General features: G+C 61.4%; 18 protein-coding genes. 9 read left to right on the top strand and 9 right to left on the bottom strand.

All coding sequences use genetic code 11. From position 1 onward, the window contains the following. The first annotated feature begins 14 nt into the window (after nucleotides 1–14). From dctP to glnT, 7 genes are all read left to right on the top strand, one after another. Complete coding sequence (gene dctP / locus IP85_RS00935) at nucleotides 15–1,070, top strand: TRAP transporter substrate-binding protein DctP (protein ID WP_054147786.1); 1,056 nt, start codon at nucleotides 15–17, stop codon at nucleotides 1,068–1,070. 97 nt (nucleotides 1,071–1,167) lie between these two features. Then, nucleotides 1,168–2,214, top strand: a complete 1,047-nt coding sequence (locus IP85_RS00930; protein WP_054147785.1) for a putative sulfate exporter family transporter — start codon at nucleotides 1,168–1,170, stop codon at nucleotides 2,212–2,214. 81 nt (nucleotides 2,215–2,295) lie between these two features. Further along, entirely contained in the window at nucleotides 2,296–2,955 is a 660-nt protein-coding gene (locus IP85_RS00925; protein WP_054147784.1) for an XRE family transcriptional regulator, read from the top strand. Nucleotides 2,956–3,044: 89 nt separating this feature from the next. Beyond that, nucleotides 3,045–3,950 carry a glutamine amidotransferase family protein gene (locus tag IP85_RS00920; protein WP_054147783.1) on the top strand — a complete coding sequence of 302 codons (906 nt, stop codon included), beginning with the start codon at nucleotides 3,045–3,047 and terminating at the stop codon, nucleotides 3,948–3,950. A gap of 26 nt (nucleotides 3,951–3,976) precedes the next feature. Next, nucleotides 3,977–4,663: a GXGXG domain-containing protein gene (locus IP85_RS00915; RefSeq protein ID WP_054147782.1), complete on the top strand. Its 687-nt coding sequence runs from the start codon at nucleotides 3,977–3,979 to the stop codon at nucleotides 4,661–4,663. 14 nt (nucleotides 4,664–4,677) lie between these two features. Further along, a complete protein-coding gene (locus IP85_RS00910; RefSeq protein WP_054147781.1) occupies nucleotides 4,678–6,006 on the top strand; it encodes an FMN-binding glutamate synthase family protein in 1,329 nt (442 codons plus the stop codon). Nucleotides 6,007–6,093: 87 nt separating this feature from the next. Then, on the top strand, nucleotides 6,094–7,401 hold the full coding sequence (gene glnT / locus IP85_RS00905; protein ID WP_054147780.1) for a type III glutamate--ammonia ligase: 1,308 nt from the start codon (nucleotides 6,094–6,096) through the stop codon (nucleotides 7,399–7,401). Between the two features lie 8 nt (nucleotides 7,402–7,409). On the opposite strand, the gene IP85_RS00900 is transcribed toward glnT, so the two are convergent. From IP85_RS00900 to IP85_RS00875, 6 genes are all read right to left on the bottom strand, one after another. Continuing rightward, nucleotides 7,410–8,489, bottom strand: coding sequence for an ABC transporter ATP-binding protein (locus IP85_RS00900; protein WP_054147779.1), 1,080 nt, complete (start codon nucleotides 8,487–8,489; stop codon nucleotides 7,410–7,412). Further along, the gene (locus tag IP85_RS00895) at nucleotides 8,486–9,313 is read right to left on the bottom strand and encodes a carbohydrate ABC transporter permease (RefSeq protein ID WP_054147778.1); all 828 of its coding nucleotides are present in this window, start codon (nucleotides 9,311–9,313) and stop codon (nucleotides 8,486–8,488) included. Before IP85_RS00895 ends, IP85_RS00900 begins: the two co-directional genes overlap by 4 nt. Next, entirely contained in the window at nucleotides 9,310–10,212 is a 903-nt protein-coding gene (locus IP85_RS00890) for a sugar ABC transporter permease (protein WP_054147777.1), read from the bottom strand. The genes IP85_RS00895 and IP85_RS00890 overlap by 4 nt, the downstream gene beginning before the upstream one ends. A gap of 138 nt (nucleotides 10,213–10,350) precedes the next feature. Beyond that, entirely contained in the window at nucleotides 10,351–11,583 is a 1,233-nt protein-coding gene (locus IP85_RS00885) for a sugar ABC transporter substrate-binding protein (RefSeq protein ID WP_054147995.1), read from the bottom strand. Nucleotides 11,584–11,646: 63 nt separating this feature from the next. Next, complete coding sequence (locus IP85_RS00880; protein WP_054147776.1) at nucleotides 11,647–12,549, bottom strand: sugar phosphate isomerase/epimerase; 903 nt, start codon at nucleotides 12,547–12,549, stop codon at nucleotides 11,647–11,649. Between the two features lie 4 nt (nucleotides 12,550–12,553). Next, on the bottom strand, nucleotides 12,554–13,597 hold the full coding sequence (locus tag IP85_RS00875) for a Gfo/Idh/MocA family oxidoreductase (protein ID WP_082347537.1): 1,044 nt from the start codon (nucleotides 13,595–13,597) through the stop codon (nucleotides 12,554–12,556). A gap of 134 nt (nucleotides 13,598–13,731) precedes the next feature. On the opposite strand from IP85_RS00875, the gene IP85_RS00870 reads away from it, so the two are divergent. Next, nucleotides 13,732–14,748: a LacI family DNA-binding transcriptional regulator gene (locus tag IP85_RS00870; protein WP_054147774.1), complete on the top strand. Its 1,017-nt coding sequence runs from the start codon at nucleotides 13,732–13,734 to the stop codon at nucleotides 14,746–14,748. 13 nt (nucleotides 14,749–14,761) lie between these two features. On the opposite strand, the gene IP85_RS00865 is transcribed toward IP85_RS00870, so the two are convergent. The 3 genes from IP85_RS00865 to IP85_RS00855 are packed head-to-tail and all read right to left on the bottom strand — an operon-like array spanning nucleotide 14,762 to nucleotide 17,589. Continuing rightward, nucleotides 14,762–15,745: a PDR/VanB family oxidoreductase gene (locus IP85_RS00865; protein ID WP_054147773.1), complete on the bottom strand. Its 984-nt coding sequence runs from the start codon at nucleotides 15,743–15,745 to the stop codon at nucleotides 14,762–14,764. Nucleotides 15,746–15,779: 34 nt separating this feature from the next. Next, nucleotides 15,780–16,523, bottom strand: a complete 744-nt coding sequence (locus tag IP85_RS00860; RefSeq protein WP_054147772.1) for a GntR family transcriptional regulator — start codon at nucleotides 16,521–16,523, stop codon at nucleotides 15,780–15,782. A 4-nt stretch (nucleotides 16,524–16,527) separates the two neighbouring features. Then, entirely contained in the window at nucleotides 16,528–17,589 is a 1,062-nt protein-coding gene (locus IP85_RS00855; protein WP_054147771.1) for an aromatic ring-hydroxylating dioxygenase subunit alpha, read from the bottom strand. Between the two features lie 247 nt (nucleotides 17,590–17,836). Between IP85_RS00855 and IP85_RS00850 the strand changes: the two genes are divergently transcribed. Next, nucleotides 17,837–18,757, top strand: a complete 921-nt coding sequence (locus tag IP85_RS00850) for a metalloregulator ArsR/SmtB family transcription factor (RefSeq protein WP_054147770.1) — start codon at nucleotides 17,837–17,839, stop codon at nucleotides 18,755–18,757. Nucleotides 18,758–18,766: the final 9 nt, after the last annotated feature.

Raw genomic sequence — 18,766 nt, 5'->3', positions numbered from 1 at the left:
AGGGAGGAACCAGAATGCTCAAGTCCATGTTGAAAACCTTGCTGCTGGCCAGCGCACTCACCATCACCGGTGTTGCGCAGGCAGCAGACATCACGCTGCGCGCCACCGCCAACTCCAACGAAAACGACGAGGATTATGATGGCCTTGTCGTCTTCAAGAACTATGTCGAGAACGCCTCGAACGGCGCGATCGCCGTCGAACTCTTCATCGGTACCCAGCTCTGCGCCACGGGTGAAGAATGCCTCCAGGGCGTCGCCGACGGCTCGCTCGATATCTACATCTCGACCTCGGGCGGGGCAGCCGGCCTCTTCCCCTATATCCAGGTTCTCGACCTGCCTTACCTGATGAGCGACGACCGCGTGGCAGAGACCGTGCTGACCGGCGACTTCACACGCAAGCTGCGCGAAAAGGCCCTGGCCGATAGCGACAACAAGATCCGCCTGATGACCATCGGCAACACCGGCGGCTGGCGCAACTACGCCAATACTCAGAAGGCGGTGAAGACACCGGAAGATCTGAAGGGTCTGAAGATGCGCACCGTCCCGGCCGATCTGCCGCAGCAGGTGGCGACCGCCGTGGGAGCCGCGCCGACCCCGATCCCGTGGCCGGAACTCTTCACCTCGCTGCAGACCGGCGTGGTCGAAGGCACGGCAAACGGCATCACCGACATCATGTCCATGAAGTTCCCGGATGCCGGCCTGAAATATCTGACACTCGACGGCCACAGCTACATGGGCGCCTTCTGGTGGATGTCGAATGACCGCTTCCAGGGCCTGACGCCGGATCAGAAGCAGATCGTCGTTGACGGATTCGCAGCCCTTCAGCAGGCGACCTTCGCCTCGCCAAAGCGCAAGGAAATCGCCGCCTATCAGGACTTTGCCAAGGCCGGCGGCGAGATCTACGTGCCGACGCCTGCCGAGAAGGAAGCCTTCAAGACCGCCGTCTCGCCCGTCTTCGACTGGTTCAAGACGAATGTGACAGGCGGAGCCGAAGTGTTCGACCTGTTCACAGCAGCGGTTGCCGATGCCCAGAAGAAGGTTGACGCCGAACGCGCAGCTGATCTGAACTGACGACATCAGGGGTGCGCGGTACGCCGCGCATCCCTTCATTCCGCCCTCCGCGTCATCTGACACCACCATGCACGGGGCGCTCTACCAGAGGTGATCCATGCCAGACCCGTCCATTGCCTCGCCCAAGCAGGAGCGGGACAGCCGCCCCTTGACCCTGCGCGAGCGCTGGCAAGCCTTGTTTCCCGGTCTGTCCGTCACGGTCTTGATCGCTCTCGCATCCGCCTTTCTGTCTGAACATTACGGCGCACCGGCCATGCTGCTGGCGATCCTGATCGGGCTGGCCTTGCACTTCCTTGCAGAAGATCCGAAGACGGCAGCAGGCTTGGACTTCGCGTCGCGCACGGTGCTGCGGGTGGGCATTGCGTTGCTCGGCCTCAGGGTGAGTGTCGCGATGTTCGCCGAACTGGGTGCTGCGGTGATCGTCATGATCGTTGGCGCAGTCTTGCTCACCATCCTCTTCGGCATCCTCGCCTCGCGCCTCTCTGGCCAAGGCACACAGTTCGGCGTGCTGACGGGCGGCGCGGTCGCCATATGCGGCGCCTCGGCAGCCCTTGCGATCTCCGCCACGCTTGGAAACCGCAGCAAGGAAGCCGACCAGCAGATGGTCTTCACGGTCATCGGCGTCACCATGCTGTCGACGCTCGCCATGATCTTCTACCCGATCCTGGCAAGCCTTGCGGGTCTCGACGACCACCAGACCGGTATCTTTCTGGGCTCGACGATCCATGACGTCGCTCAAGTCGCAGGCGCCGGTTTCTCGGTCTCCGTCCCTGCAGGCGAGACAGCGGTTTTCGTGAAGCTCATCCGTGTGACCATGCTGGCCCCAGTCGTGCTGGTCGCCGCACTCGCCTTCCGCCGCACGGTCTCCGGCGACGTCAAGCGCCCGCCCCTCTTGCCTGGCTTCGTGGTCGCATTCCTATTGCTGGCTGCCTTGAACTCGCTCGTCAGCATCCCACCAGTGGTCGGCGACTGGGCGGGCATGATCTCGCGCTGGGCGCTGCTCGTGGCAATCGCCGCCGTCGGTGTGAAGACCTCCCTGCCCGAGGTTTTCAAGATCGGCGGACGGGCAATAGGCCTCCTGGTTGCCGACACCGTCTTCCTGGCGGCCATCGTGCTCGCCGTCCTGGTCTTTGTCGGACTGTGACCGCCTGCTCTTCGCCCATTGGGCAGCGGCGCAGAATCCGTTACAGCATCAGGCAAAATCGGCGGAGTGCGAGGAGGATCCATGGCAAAGACAACCAAGACACCGGCGAACGGCCTGAAGCCGGCGCTGACGCAGGATCCCCATGCCGTACGCGAGCCCCGCGCCAACAATCTCGAAATGGCGATTGGCCATGAGGTGCGCACCTATCGCAAGAAGCTCGGTATAACAGTTGCCGATCTCGCCGCGGCAACGGGCATGTCGGTCGGCATGCTCTCAAAGATCGAGAACGGCAATATATCGCCTTCGCTGACCACCCTTCAGGCGCTGTCCAAGGCGCTGGGAATGCCGATCACCGCCTTCTTCCGTGGCTTCGAGGAGCCGAAATCGGCGAGCTTCGTCAAGACGGGCGAAGGCGTGAACCTGGAGCGCCGGGGAACCCGCGCCGGACATCACTACAGCCTGCTTGGCCATATCGAAAACAATACCTCGGGCGTCGTCGTCGAGCCCTATCTGATCACGCTGAACGCGGAATCGGACGTCTTTCCGACTTTCCAGCACGAAGGCATGGAGTTCCTCTACATGCTGGAGGGCGAAGTAGTTTATCGCCACGGGGATAGCCTCTACCGGATGCAGGCAGGCGATAGCCTCTTCTTCGACGCCGACGCCCCGCACGGCCCGGAAGAGCTCGTAAGCCTGCCGGCGCGCTACCTCTCGATCATCTCCTATCCACAACGCCGATAGTTGCCCAACAGGAAAACTTTATTCCCTTCGATTGATTTTCGTGATCGCCGCTGCTAGCCCTTTCTCCAGAGACTTTGGAGGGCGTGGCGATGTGCGGCATTGTAGGTCTGTTTCTCAAGGACAAGGCGCTGGAGCCCCGGCTCGGCGACCTCCTCTCGGACATGCTGATCACCATGACCGACCGAGGACCGGACTCGGCCGGCATCGCCATCTATGGCGGCGTCGACGGCAAGACCGCCAAGGTCACGATCCAGTCCGCCACGCCGGAAAGTGACTTTACGGGCCTCGCCGAAGATCTGGCCAAGGCGGGGATCGACGCAGCCGTCTCCCTCAAGAGCACTCACGCGGTCATTTCGATCCGTGCAGCCCAGTTGACCGAGATCCGCGCGGCCCTTGCCGAAATCCGCCCTCACGTCCGCATTATGGGCTCCGGCGAAAGCGTCGAGATCTTCAAGGAAGTCGGCCTTCCCAAGGACGTCGTGCAGCGCTTCGGTGTGCGTGCCATGGGTGGCACCCACGGTATCGGCCATACCCGTATGGCCACCGAGAGTGCTGTCACCACGCTCGGCGCCCACCCCTTTTCGACAGGCGCAGACCAATGCCTCGTGCACAACGGCTCGTTGTCGAACCACAACAATCTGCGCCGCGAGTTGATCCGCGAAGGCATGTCCTTCGAGACCGAGAACGATAGCGAAGTGGCAGCGGCCTATCTCACGGCGGAAATGGCCAAGGGCAAGGATTTGGGGCAAGCACTGACCGGTGCGCTTGATGATCTCGATGGCTTCTTCACCTTCGTTGTCGGGACCAAGACCGGTTTCGGCGTCGTGCGCGACCCGATCGCCTGCAAGCCAGCCGTCATGGCCGAGACCGACCAGTATGTCGCCTTCGGCTCGGAATACCGCGCCCTGGTCAACCTGCCGGGCATCGACACCGCCCGCGTCTGGGAGCCGGAGCCGGCGACCGTCTATTTCTGGGACCATGAAAAGGCCGCCTGAACCGCGACACCGAGAAAGCTTGCACAATGCCAATCTTCGACCTCTCCCATACCCCGCTTCGCGAGTTGAACAGCGCGCTCCACAATCTCGGCACCGGCGCAAACGACCTCGAATTCGAGGTGGTGAACCCGCGTGGCCATCATGCTGTTGCCGTCGGCATCGATGCGCCTGTCACCGTCGAGGTGAAGGGATCGGTCGGCTATTACTGCGCCGGCATGAATGACGGTGGCACCGTCACCATCCATGGCTCGGCTGGTCCTGGCGTGGCTGAAAACATGATGTCCGGCACGGTGGTGATCGAGGGCGACGCCTCGCAATATGCTGGCGCCACCGGTCGCGGCGGCCTGCTCGTCATCAAGGGCAACGCCGCCTCCCGCTGCGGCATCTCGATGAAGGGCATCGACATCGTGGTGCACGGCTCGATCGGCCACATGTCGGCCTTCATGGGCCAGTCTGGCCACCTCGTCGTCTGCGGCGATGCGGGTGAGGCCCTGGGCGACAGCATCTATGAAGCGAAACTTTTCGTACGCGGCTCGGTGAAAAGCCTCGGCGCCGATTGCATCGAAAAGGAAATGCGCGCCGAACATCTCGAAAAGCTCGCCGAACTGCTGACCAAGGCCGGCGTGACCGACGTGCAGCCCGCAGAGTTCAAGCGCTACGGCTCGGCCCGCAAGCTCTACAACTTCAACATCGACAATGCCGACGCGTACTGAGGCGAGGAACAGCCATGAGCTACCACAACCCGTTTACCCCGCCGCGCAAGTCCGCCACTTTCGATGATCATACGCTCGCCGAAATCCGCCGAGCGGCAGCTACCGGCATCTATGACATCAGAGGCGGCGGCACGAAGCGCAAGGTGCCGCACTTCGATGACCTGCTGTTCCTCGGCGCCTCGATCTCCCGCTATCCGCTCGAAGGTTACCGCGAGAAGTGCGACACATCCGTCGTTCTGGGCACCCGCTTTGCCAAGAAGCCGATCGAACTGAAGATCCCGATCACCATCGCCGGCATGAGTTTTGGCGCGCTTTCGGGCAATGCCAAGGAAGCGCTGGGGCGTGGCGCGACGCTCGCTGGCACTTCAACGACAACAGGCGACGGCGGCATGACCGATGAGGAACGCGGCCATTCCGAAAAGCTGGTCTACCAGTATCTTCCCTCCCGCTACGGCATGAATCCGAAGGATCTGCGCCGCGCCGATGCGATCGAAATCGTGGTCGGTCAGGGGGCGAAGCCCGGCGGCGGCGGCATGCTGCTCGGCCAGAAGATCTCCGACCGCGTTGCCCAGATGCGCAACCTGCCGATGGGCATCGACCAGCGCTCCGCCTGCCGCCACCCAGACTGGACCGGCCCCGACGATCTCGAGATCAAGATCCTCGAACTGCGCGAAATCACCGATTGGGAAAAGCCGATCTATGTGAAGGTCGGCGGCGCCCGCCCCTATTACGACACCGCTCTTGCCGTGAAGGCTGGCGCCGATGTCGTCGTGCTCGACGGCATGCAGGGCGGAACGGCGGCGACGCAGGACGTCTTCATCGAAAATGTCGGCATGCCGACGCTCGCCTGCATCCGCCCGGCCGTTCAGGCACTGCAGGACCTCGGCATGCACCGCAAGGTGCAGTTGATCATCTCCGGCGGCATCCGCTCGGGCGCTGATGTGGCGAAGGCCTTGGCGCTCGGTGCAGACGTCGCCTCGATCGGCACGGCAGCGCTGGTCGCCATCGGCGACAATGACCCGAAGTGGGAAGAGGAATACCAGAAGCTGGGCACCACGGCCGGGGCCTATGACGACTGGCACGAAGGCAAGGACCCGGCCGGCATTACCACCCAGGATCCAGAGCTCGCCTCACGCCTCGATCCGGTCGCCGCAGGTCGCCGCCTTGCCAACTACCTGAATGTCATGACGCTGGAAGCGCAGACGATCGCCCGTGCCTGCGGCAAGAACAAGCTGCACAATCTGGAGCCGGAGGATCTCTGCGCACTGACGATGGAGGCTGCCGCCATGGCCCAGGTGCCCCTCGCCGGCACCAGCTGGTATCCCGGCAAGGGAGGTTTTTAAAAGCCCTGATGGCCGCATCCTGATCCCACGGATGCGGCCATTCTTTTTCAACACATGTGTCTCAATCCATAAAAACAGGGGAACGACGTGACACAGGATCTGGCAGGCTTCGCTGCGGAGCGAGGCATCAAATACTTCATGATCAGCTTCACCGATCTCTTCGGCGCCCAGCGTGCCAAGCTGGTCCCGGCACAGGCGATCACAGAGATGCAGAAGGACGGCGCCGGTTTCGCGGGATTTGCCGCTTGGCTCGATCTGACGCCGGCCCATCCCGACCTTTTCGCCATTCCGGATGCCTCTTCCGTCATCCAGCTCCCATGGAAGCCTGAGGTCGCCTGGGTTGCCGCCGATTGCATGATGGAAGACGAACCGGTCGCTCAGGCGCCGCGCGTGATGCTCAAGCGCCTGGTCGCGGAAGCGGCAGATCTGGGTCTGCGCGTGAAAACCGGCGTCGAACCGGAATTCTTCCTGATCTCTGCAGACGGCGAGACGATTTCGGATGAATACGACACGGCCGAAAAGCCCTGTTACGACCAGCAGGCGCTGATGCGCCGCTATGATGTGATCGCCGAGATCTGCGACCACATGCTGGAGCTCGGCTGGAAGCCCTACCAGAACGACCACGAAGATGCGAACGGCCAGTTCGAGATGAACTGGGAGTATGACGACGCGCTGAAGACGGCCGACAAGCATTCCTTCTTCAAGTTCATGGTGAAGTCGGTCGCCGAGAAACACGGGCTGCGCGCCACCTTCATGCCGAAACCCTTCAAGGGTCTCACTGGCAACGGTTGCCATGCGCATATCTCGGTCTGGGACATCGATGGCAAGGTGAATGCCTTCGCCGACAAGGACATGCCTTTCGGCCTGTCGGCCAAGGGCAAGACCTTCCTTGGCGGCATCATGAAACATGCCTCGGCACTCGCCGCGATCACCAACCCGACGGTCAATTCCTACAAGCGCATCAACGCCCCGCGCACGATCTCCGGCGCCACTTGGGCACCGAACACCGTGACCTGGACCGGCAACAACCGCACCCATATGGTGCGAGTGCCCGGTCCCGGGCGCTTCGAGCTGCGCCTGCCAGATGGCGCCGTAAACCCGTACCTGTTGCAGTCGATCATCATCGCGGCAGGCTTGAGCGGGCTCAAGAGCAACGCCGATCCCGGCCCGCATTACGACATCGACATGTACCGCGACGGCCATACGGTGAAGGATGCGCCCCGGCTACCGCTGAACCTCCTCGATGCCCTACGAGCCTTCGAACTGGACGACGTGTTGAAAGCAGCGCTTGGGTCTGAATTCTCAGACGCCTATCTCAAGCTCAAGCATGACGAGTGGAACAGCTATTGCGGGCACTTCACGGCCTGGGAGCGCCAGACGACACTGGACGTCTGACGCTCTGATCAGCCGGCGATGTCGATCCGTCGTTCGCTGTCGGCATCGAACAGGTGCAGATGCGCCGGATCGAAGCCAAGCGACATCATCTCGCCCGACCTGAGCGGCTGGCGATCCGTCACGACCACGTTGATCTCAGGTGTCGTGGCAGACGTGATGTAGGTCATCGAGCCGGTGCTCTCGACGACACCGACCGGCAGTCGGATCTGTGCGTCTGCTTCCTGGACCAGCCTGAGATGCTCTGGCCGCAGGCCGACGATCAGTTTGGAGGCTGTTGGCAGAGGCCGATCCAGGGTCACGAATTGTGGATTGCCGAGTTCGAAAACCAGAGACCGCCCATCCGCTCCCACCTTGGCCGGGATGAAGTTCATCGCCGGTGAACCGATGAAGCCGGCAACGAACTTGTTGACCGGCCGATCGTAGAGCTCGAGCGGAGGCCCCTGCTGCTCGATCACGCCTTGCCGCATGACGACGACATGATCGGCCATGGTCATCGCCTCTATCTGGTCATGGGTGACATAGACGGAAGTAGCACCCAGCCGGTCATGCAACGAGCGGATTTCCTTGCGCATGTGCACGCGAAGGGCGGCATCGAGATTGGACAACGGCTCATCGAACAGAAACGCCTTGGGATGCCGGATGATCGCCCGGCTCATCGCCACGCGCTGGCGCTGGCCACCGGAGAGTTCACGCGGGTAGCGGTGCAACAGATTGGACAAGCCCGTCGTCGCCGCCACCTCTTCCGCTGCCTTCTTCGCCTCTGCCTTCTTCACACCCCGAATACGCAGTGAATAAGTGAGGTTCTCTTCAACCGTCATGTGCGGATAGAGCGCATAGGACTGGAAGACCATGGCAAGGTCGCGCTTGCGCGGCGGTACGCCATTCATGCGCTCGCCTGCAATGATCAGGTCACCTGCCGAGATGTTTTCGAGCCCGGCCAGCGACCGCAGCAAGGTAGACTTGCCGCAACCGGACGGTCCGACCAGCGCCACGAAGGAGCCCTTGCGAATCTTGAGATCGATGTCGCGCAGCGCGTGATAGGCGCCGTAATATTTGTTGACGCCGGATAATTCGATCTGATGGGTCATTTGAGAGCTCCAGACGTGAGCCCGGAGACGATCCGGCGCTGCAAGAGAACAAAAACGGCAAGGATGGGTGTCACATAGATCGTGGCAAAGGCCATGATGTTGTTCCACTCATTGGTATTGGGGCCCATGAAGGAATTAAGGCCGACGCTTGCGGGTTGGTATTCGACCGCCTGGATGATCGACTTCGAATAGACGAACTCGCCGAAGGCCTGCATGAAGATCAGGATGGCGGACACCAGGATGCCGTTGCGCGCGAGCGGCAGAACGATGTGGAAGAAGGCACCGATCCGCGAATTCCCATCAACCAGCGCCGCCTCCTCGAGCTCCATCGGCACGCTCATGAAAGTGGCGCGCACCAAAACGACGAAGAAGGGCATGCTCTTCGCAGCAATCGCGATGATCACGGCGGTACGCGGGTATTCGAGCATGCCGAGCTGCGAGAAGCCGACGAAGATGGGGGTAATCATCAAGGAGGCCGGCAGCACCTGCAGCATCAGGATCAGGAAGAGCCCGATATCGATCCATCCGTTGCGATAGCGAGCAAGCACGTAAGCGCAACCGGTTCCGAGAACCGTGATCAGAGCGACCGCGCCGAACGCGATGACCAGCGAATTCCACATATAGCGGGCAAGGTTGCGGCTCTCCCAGACATAGGCATAGGTCGACCATTGCGGATCGGACGGCCAAAAGCTGGGCGGCGTGGCGAACATCGCGGAACCGCTCTTCAAGGTGGTGATGTACATCCAGTAGAGCGGGAAGAGATAGATTGCGGCGAGCACGATTGCGATCGCCAGCATCAGTCGGTTGCGCCAGGTCTCGCTCATCCGCGTACCTCCTGCTTGGTCGAGCGGACATAGACCACCGAAGCGAACATCACGACGACGATCATCAGGACAGAGATCGTGGCTCCACGGGCGAAGTCATATTGCCGGAAGGATTGATCCCAGGCCCAGTATTGCGCGACATTGGACGAATTGTTCGGCCCGCCCGATGTGATGGCGGCGAAGAGGTCGAACTGCTGCAGGGTAAAGATCAGCCCGAGCGAGATGATCGCCCCGATGGTCGAGCGCATCATCGGCAGCGTGATCGTCCAGAACCGTTGCCAGACATTGGCACCATCCAGTTCCGCTGCCTCGTAGAGATCTTTCGGGATACCGGAAAGACCGACGGAAAGCAGGATCATGTTGAAGGATGTCCCAAGCCAGATATTGGCGATGATCACGGCCCAGAGCGAGTAGTTCGGATCCGAGCGCCAGAAGATGTTCTGCGAGATGATGCCTGCTTCCCGCAGGACGTAGTTCAAGACGCCGAAATCACCCGACAATATCAAGTTCCAGATCGCCCCGACGACGAGACCGGGCATGACCCAGGAGACGAGAAAGAGACCGCGTAGCCAGGACGCGCCTGGAAAATTCGTCCAGAAGAAAAGAGCAAGACCAAAGCCGATAACGAACTGCCCGGCGATCGAAGCCACGACGAAGATCGCCGTGTTGCTCAGGATCGGCCAGGTCTCGCGTTGAGCGAACAAGGAGACATAGTTCTTGAAGCCGACAAAGGGCCGGAAGAACGTCCCGAGCGAGAACATGTCGACTTCCTGGAAACTCATCAGCACGTTGTAGAGCAACGGCAAGCCGGACAGAACGAAGAGAAAGGCGAGCGGCAGCGCCATCAGGCCGATATCGAAACCGCGGCCATCAGTCAGGCTGGACAGTATCTTGCGCATGCTGGTCTCCGCATCGCGATTGGCATCTCCGGTCAGGCCGCCCCCGCCACTTGTCGGAACGAGGACGGCCCTCCGGGAGATAGGTTGAACAGGGATCCGACACGTTGAGAGCAGGTCTTCGGAGCCCTGCGGATGGGGTCAACCGGTGATGGCCGCGATGGTTTCAGCCGCTTGATCGAGCGCTTCCTTAGGCGACGATTGATCCGTGAGCGCCGCCTGGATGGCATCCTGGATCGCCTTGGAGATCTTCGGCCATTCGGGATGCGGCCCGCGCGGCTGGGCATATTGCAATTGCTCCTGGAAGACCTTGAGGGCCGCGTCCTTCCTCTCGTTGCCGGTCGCCGGCAAGGTTATGTCGGAACGGGCCGGCAGCTGGCCAAATTTCTCGAACATCTGGTCATCTTGTGCGGCAAAGTATTCCAGGACCTTGAAGGCTTCTTCCGGTTGCTTCGTGTTGGCGAAAATTGCCCAGTTGAAGTCACCCATGGCCGACGAGCGCTCGGCACCGGCTTCCGGCACCGGCAGAAGCGCCACGCGCCAGTCGAACTTGGCTTCATCGCTCATCCGGTTCAGCTCCCATGGCCCGGAGATCGCCATGGCCGCATTGCCAGAGTTAAAGGTGCCGGTGGAATCCCACTGTCCGCGCGTCAGGCTGTCAGGAGAGGCGAGCTTCTCGTCCATCAGGATTTGCCAAGTCTCGAGCGCCTTCACAGCGCCCTCGGCATTGATTGCCTGGTAGCCGCCACCGCCCATCTGCGCCCAGGGAAGAAACTGGAAGGTCCCCTCTTCGCTGGCCTTGGCCGAGAAAGCGAGGCCGTAGACGTTTTTCGCCGGATCGTTGAGCTTACGCGCGGCATCGAGGAGTTCCGCCCAGGTCTGCGGGGGCTTGTCCGGATCGAGGCCCTTCTCCTTGAACATGTCGGCATTGTAGTAGAGGGCGATCGTGTTGGTGGCCTTCGGCACACCGAAGAGCTTCCCGTCCCAGGTCACCGAATTAAGCGGTCCGGCAAAGTAGTTTTCGGTCTTGATGGCTTCCGATTTCGCGATCCGGTCCGTCAGGTCGAGAAAGGCGCCACGTGAGGCAAACAAGGCATGCTCGGGGTTGTCGATCGCGATGATATCGGGCGCCTGTCCGGTCGAATAGGCCCGCATCGCCTCGCTGACGACGTCGTCGAACTGGATCTGGCGGTATTCGACCGTGATGCCGTTGCCGAGTGCATTGAAGTCCTTGATCAGATTGGGTGCCGGCTGGATGTCGCGGTCGAGCGACCAGACGGTGATCTTCACGTCCTCTGCCTGGGCCGATAGCCCGAACAAGGAGACACTGGCCAGCGCCAAGGCGCCGAAGGCGATATGCTTGCGAATACCCATGGTTTCCTCCTCTTGGGTTTTTGCATGGGCCTTGTCCTCCACAAGACCCATATTTCCGAAAGCTCAGACCGGATCGGTGACGAAATCCCCGCCCCGGCAATTCTTCAGGTAATTCAGGCCATGCACCTGGCCGGTCATCTCCAGCGCGTCGCGATAGACCGGATCATGCCAGCCCTCGATATCGATCGAACCGGACCAGCCTGCGAGCCGGAGCTCCGAGATGACGTCGGTCCAGTTGGTGTCGCCGAAGCCCGGCGTGCGCATGAAGACGAAGGGATGCTTGCCGAAGACGCCGTGTTCACGGATCACGTCCCAGCGGATCGTCGCGTCCTTGCCATGCACATGGAAAAACTTGTGCGCCCATTTGCGGATCTGCGGGATCGGATCAATCAGATAGACCATCTGATGGCAGGGCTCCCATTCGAGCCCGATGTGATCGTCCGGCGTCTCGTTGAAGATCAGCTCCCAGGCATCCGGATTGTGCGCGATGTTCCAGTCGCCGGTCTGCCAGTTGCCGTCCATGGCGCAGTTTTCGAACGCGATCTTCACGCCCTTGTCGGCAGCACGCTTGGCGAGCTCGCTCCAGATTTCGCGATAGCGCGGCAGGCTCTCCGTCAGTGGGCGGTTACGGATACGACCCGTAAAACCGGCGACGCAGGTCGCGCCGAAATGATGGGCATTGTCGATGCAATCCTTCCAGCCCTGAAGGGTCTGGAGATCCATGTCGGTCTCTTCCAACGGATTGCCGAACATGCCGAGCGTCGAGATGGTGATGTCGCGATCGCCGATCGCCTCGACGCAACGCTTGCCGAGATCGGCAAGATCCTGACCGTTGGTGGTCTGCCAGAAGAAGGGCTCGAAGCTCTCGAAGCCCATATCGGCGATCTGTCCGATCCGCTCGGCCGCCTTGCCGCCGCTGGCGCTGACCATGGTTCCGATGCGGATCGATTTTGCGGAAATGCTCACGGGTTTAATGTCCTTCGACTGAAATGCTGACGGGAAGTCCGGTTCGCGCGCTCTCGATTGCGCCGAACACCATGGACAGGCTGTTGATATTGTCGTCGCTGGCAGTCTCCGGTTTGCGCCCGGACTTCACCGCGTCGATGAATTCGGCGAGCACGCTCTGATGTCCGTGCGTGTCGTATTCATCAGGCGCCGACGGCACAGGCAAAACTTGCTGACCGCGCAGCAGGCCGGGCTCGTGGCCAGCGACCGTCGCCTCAAAGGTCTCCTCACCGTCCCAGGTGATCATGCCCTTGGAGCCAACCAGCCTCCAGGCGCTCTCCCAGCTGGTGCGGCGCCCTTCGGCGCACCAGGAGCCGCGATAGGTGAAGACTGCATCGCCAGAGAGCTTGAAAATCGCGTTCGCCGACGCGCCATGGGCATACCAGGAGCCGGACGGATTGCTCTCGACGCAATAGACCGAAAGCGGCTGCTTGCCGGATACGAAGCGGGCGGCATCGAAGGTGTGGATCGCCATGTCGAGCAGAAGCACATTGTCCATGGCTTCGCGGAAGCCGCCAAAATGCGGACCGAGGAAGAAGTCGCAATGAATTCCGGAGAGCTCGCCGATCAAGCCATCCTCGACGGCGCGACGCAGGCGGCGGACACCGGAGATGAAACGACGATTCTGGACCACGGCATGAACTCGGCCAGTCTCTGCGGCGAGCGCAAGCAGCGCCTTGGCCTCATCCATGGACGTGGCGAGCGGCTTTTCGGACAGCACATGGCAGCCGAGTTTGAGAGCTGTGGAGACGACGTTGAAGCGTGCGGACGGCACCACCACGTCGAACACCATGTTTGCTCGCGTAGCATCGATGACGGACGCGAGATCCGTGCCGATGGTCACGTTTTCCAGGGCGAATTCAGCCCCGAACGCCTTCGCCGTCGTCGGGTCGAGGTCGACGAGACCGACAATTTCGACCTCTCGGCCCAAATCGGAAGCAGACTGAAGCGCTCGAAGCCAGCCTTTAGCCATAGCTCCGCACCCGCACAAAACGGCTCTTGATGTCACTGATATCCTCCCAAGGGATGAGTGAAACTCCTCTTCCGCACATCCCGTAAACGTTTACGACACTATGAACGAGACCCTGCATGTGTCAATAGTTTTTCGTAAACGATTACGGACCACCGCTTGGGGGAGGGGAAATGGCAGGCATTCGCGAGCTGGCCGAACATCTGGATATTTCCATCGGTACGGTTTCGCGCGCGCTGAATGGCAAGCCCGACGTCAACGAGGAGACACGCCGACGCGTTCTGGAAGCCGCAGAGAAGCTGGGTTACGTGGCCAACCAGGCCGGCCGCTCGCTACGCAAGGGCGCAACCGGCATAATCGGCTTCATGATGCAGACCGGCCATGACATTACCGGTCAGGGAGATACCTTCTTCATGCGCGTCTTCGACGGCATGCAGACGGTGCTCGCCCGCCACAAGCTCGACCTCGTCGCCCTGCTCTGCTCGTCGGAAGAAGATCCGGACGCTTACCTGAAGCGAATCGTCGCCCGGGGGTTCGCCGATGGCATCATCCTGTCGGCCACGCGCCACCAGGATCCCCGCTTCGAGCTCCTGCACAAGACGAAGATACCCTTCATCACCCTCGGCCGAAGCCAGACGGATGTCGGCCAGCCCTGGTACGATCTGGATTTCGAAGGCATGGCGGAAGACGCAATCGAACGCCTTGTGGCGCGCGGCCACAAGCGGATTGCGATCAGCCGCCCCCATGGCGACATCAATCTCGGCCATGTCTTCGAGAACCACTGCCGCGTCGTGCTCGCCCGCCACGGCCTGGAGCTCGACCCGGCGCACGTCTATCGCTCCGGCCCGAACGAGCCGGGCGGCTACCACGTCGCCCAGCAGGTGATGAAATCACGCGACCGCCCCACAGCGATCATCCTCCTTAACGAGGCGACCGTGGTCGGCTTTTATCGCGGCCTGCAGGAGGTGGGATTGAAGCCGGGCAAGGATATCGCGGTCATCGGCCAATACAGCCCCCAGGCGCAGTTCCTGCACCCGGTTCTCACCTGCTTTCGCCCTGATTTGAGGGGGCTCGGGATTGCCTTGGCAGAAAGCCTGCTTGCGACCATGCCGGACTTCGCCCACCACTATCCCGATGCGGTGCGCCGCCGGCTCTGGCCGATGATCCTGATCGAGGGTGAGAGCGACTGATGCAACTGCCGGCTCAGGCCCGCAATGCCTCTTGCCGATAGCCGGTGTCGATCGTCACGCTTCCCCCAACGGCACGCGAGACACAGGCACACATCTTCTCTCCCTCGTGTCGCTCTTCCGGGGAGAAGAACACGTCGCGATGATCGATCGGCGTGGATGCGTCGACGATGCTGACCGCGCACAATCCGCATTCACCGCGGCGACAGTCATATACCATGTCGATCCCCGCCTCCATCAGCGCATCCAGCATGGTCTGGTCGGCGCGCACCTCGACGGTTTGGCCGTATTGCGGAACCGTGACCGAGAACGGCTGCTCGGCAAAGCGCCCGCTGTCGCCGAAGACCTCGAAGCGCAACCGGCTCATCGAGCGACCACTCTCGCGCCAGGTATTGCGTGCGGCTTCCAGCAGACCGTGCGGACCACAGATATAGGCCTCGCCATCGACAGGAAGCGCGGCAAATTCAGCTGCGAGGTCGAAGGCCTGGCCCTCGTCCTGCGCGAAGGCCTCGAGACCATCCCCCAGCAAAGCCTGCAACTCATCGACAAAAGCCATCTGCGCCCGGCTTTTCGCCCCATAGATCAGCCGCACGGAATGACCGCGCGCGACCAGCGCCTTTGCCATGCCATAGATCGGCGTGATCCCGATACCGCCGGCGATCAGCAGATAACGCGACGCCCGCCAGGAGAGCTCGAAACGGTTCTCCGGCTCGGTCATCTCGGTCTCGTCACCGACAGCCATGTTCCAGACGAAGGCTGAGCCACCCCGACTGTTGGGATGCAGCTTGACCGCGATCTTCAGCGTGTCCGGCGCGCTCGGCAGCACTGTATAGGTTCGAATTGCCGGCTCACCCCGGATGACGACTTTGATATTCGTATGCGACCCCGGATCGAAGGCCTGCCGCAGCCCATCCACCGCGAAGGTGACGGCCCGGACATCCTCCGCCGGGGCTTCGATCGATATGACGCGCGCCGCGCGCCATTCCAGCTTGGAACGCATGAAATCCTCCCAGATAAATTGATCCCAGATCCGATCAGCCCGCCATCAGGGCAAGCGCCAGAACCTTGCGGCGCAGATCGGGTTGCTCCTCAAGCACGAAATCGAGGTTCTGCCGGGCAAGCCGCGCATGCTCCCGCGCCAGCGCCTCGGCCCGCGCCCCCTCCCGCAATTCGATGGCTGATACGATTGCCTTGTGCTGCGCCTGCGCGACGACAAGGGTCCTGTAGAAGGCTGGCGCATCGGACTCGGTGTTGACGAAGGCATTCGGACTCGCAAAGGGCAGGCTCGTCATCCGCTCGATCTCCCGGCGCAGAACCTCGCTGCCGGCAAGGTCCCAGAGCAGGCGATGAAACCTGCCGTTCAGCGCCTCGTAGCGCTCGAAATCCATGGCAGACGGCTCGGCCAACAAGACATCGTCGAGTTGGGCGACGACCTCGCGAATGGCTTTCATCCGGGCCGGCGTCGCACCGCGTTCGGCAGCAAGCCGCGCGGCAGTGCCTTCCAGCACGCCCCGCAACTCGATGGCATCGATCACCTCCTGCCGGCTGAACGAACGCACGGCGTAACCACCTGACGGGATGAGCGCGACCAGGCCCTCCTGTTCGAGCCGCTGCAAGGCGGCACGAAGCGGCGTGCGCGACACCGAAAGACGCTCTGCGAGCGCGACTTCCGACAGCCGCTCGCCCGGTTCGATTTCACCCGTCAGGATGAGGTCGCGCAGCCCAAGCAGCGCCTTTGCCGTCTGCTGTTTCGGAGCGCGTTCGTTATCAGCCGTCATGCCATCACTCCGCAGCGACCGCATGAGGCCCGGCCTGTGGCTTCAGTTCGGCGTCGATCATCCGGTCGATCAGCTTGCGCGCCCACATCGATCCGGCATCGATGTTGAGGTTGTAGAATTGGTGATCGGGATTGGCATCGATCGCCCGCTGCTGGGCTTCGAGCACCTCTTCGTCCTCACGGAAGACACCGGCCACGCCTTCGCGCAGCTCATGCGTTCGCGCCTGATTGCCGAGGTCGTAATTGCGGGCAAAGGCCCAGAAGTAGAGACAGGTCTTGTCCGTCGACGGCGTGATCGTGTTGAGGACATAGCCATTGACGCCCTTCGAGCGGTCGCCCTGTTTAGCGCCCGTTCCCGCTTCGGCAACGCCCACGTCGATGGTCACAGTGCAAGGCGCCTCGAAGCGGATGATCTGCCAGCGGTCGACCTTGCCCGGGCGACCAAACTGCTTTCGCCAGAAGGGCGGCGGGTCGATGTCTTCCATCCAGCGCGTGATGTAAGCGAACCGATCCGAATGGCTTGCTTCGAACGGCGCTTCGGCAACGGCGCGATTGCCAATCGAAGAGCCATGCACGAAGGTCTCATGGGTGAGATCCATCAGATTGTCGACAACCAGACGATAATCGCACTTCACCTCGATCATCTTGCCATCGGCGGCCCAGGCGGGATCCTGGTTCCAGTGCATGTCGGGGATGAGTGCGGGATCGGCGAGCGCTGGATCGCCCGGCCAGATCCAGATGAAGCGATGCTTCTCGGCGATCGGATAGGACTTGACGCAGGCCGACGGATTAATCGTGTCCTGCGACGGCATGTATACACAGCGCCCCGTCTCGTCGAATTCGAGACCATGATAGCCACAGATGACGTTGTCACCCTCGAGCCGCCCGAGCGACAGCGGCACGAGCCTGTGCCAACAGGCATCAGCGAGCGCGACAGGGGTGCCATTTTCCTTGCGATACAGGACAACCGGCTTGTTGCAGATCGTCCGCGGCAAGAGCTGGCGCTTCAACTCGACATCATAGGCCGCCGCGTACCAGGCATTCAGCGGAAAGGTGGGTTTGGACATGACAGCTCCTCCTCTATCGAACGCTAGAGAGCCACAATGTATACATCATGTCAACAACAGCTGCGGTGAGACACTCCATCGGCGCAGGAAACCCGCCCCTTTAGCGCCAGATGTATACACGCACCATCAACCGGAAACTGGGGCTCCAAAACAACCGCATCACGCTCAGGAGCCACCGGAGCGCTCTCCCTAGACTTGTTTTAATCAAGAATTCTGATACGCATTGAGAAATGCAGGGGGAGCCGATTTGAGCAGCCGTTTTTTGATGATCACGCCGGAAGACGGCAAGGATGTCCTCAAGAGCCTCGCCGCGCCGGCACGATTGGCGATCCTGGAACTGCTTCACGCCAGAGGCCCACTCAACGTCAACGAGATTGCCGAGGTACTGGAACTCCCGCAATCGACCACATCCACACACCTCAACCAGATGGAAGAAGCGGGCCTGGTTCGCACCGAGGTTCAGAAGGCACGCAAGGGCAGTCAGAAGATCTGTCATGCCGTTCATGACGAGATCGTCCTCACGTTTACGCGCCCCAATGAGGCGACGGACGAGGCAATCGAAGTCTCCATGCCGGTCGGCCTCTATAGCGGCTACGACGTCTACGCTCCCTGCGGCATGTGCGGCCCAGATGCGATCATCGGTTATCTCGACAGCCCCGACACCTTCCTGTCTCCGGACCGCATGAAGGCCGGACTGCTCTGGTTTACGCGCGGCTATGTGGACTATCAGTTTCCCAACAATGCAAGGATCAAGGGCGTACCGATCCGGGAACTCGAGCTGCTCATGGAGCTCTCCTCGGAAGTGCCCGGCACCTCCGAAAACTGGCCGTCCGACATCACCATTTCTATCAATGGCAAGGCGGTCGCGACCTGGACCTCACCCGGCGATTTCGGTGACCGGCGCGGCAAGTTCACGCCTGATTGGTGGAAGCTGCGCGGCAGCCAGTATGGCGTTCTCAAAAGTTTCCGGGTGACGGACAACGGCACCTTCATCGATGGCATGCGGGTCTCCGAGACGACACTCGGCGACCTCGAACTGCTCGATCACCGATCGATCCGCGTTCGGATCGAAGTGCCGGAAACGGCCGAACATCCCGGCGGAATCAACATCTTCGGCCGAGGCTTCGGCAATTACGACCAGGACATTGTCCTGCGCATCAAGACCTGAAGCGCCCCC

Origin of the sequence: Rhizobium sp. AAP116, assembly GCF_001295785.1 — a bacterium.
In the GTDB taxonomy this organism is placed as follows: Bacteria; Pseudomonadota; Alphaproteobacteria; order Rhizobiales; family Rhizobiaceae; genus Allorhizobium.
Note: the sequence above shows the minus strand (reverse complement) of the source record. Positions and strands in the feature narration are given on the sequence as shown.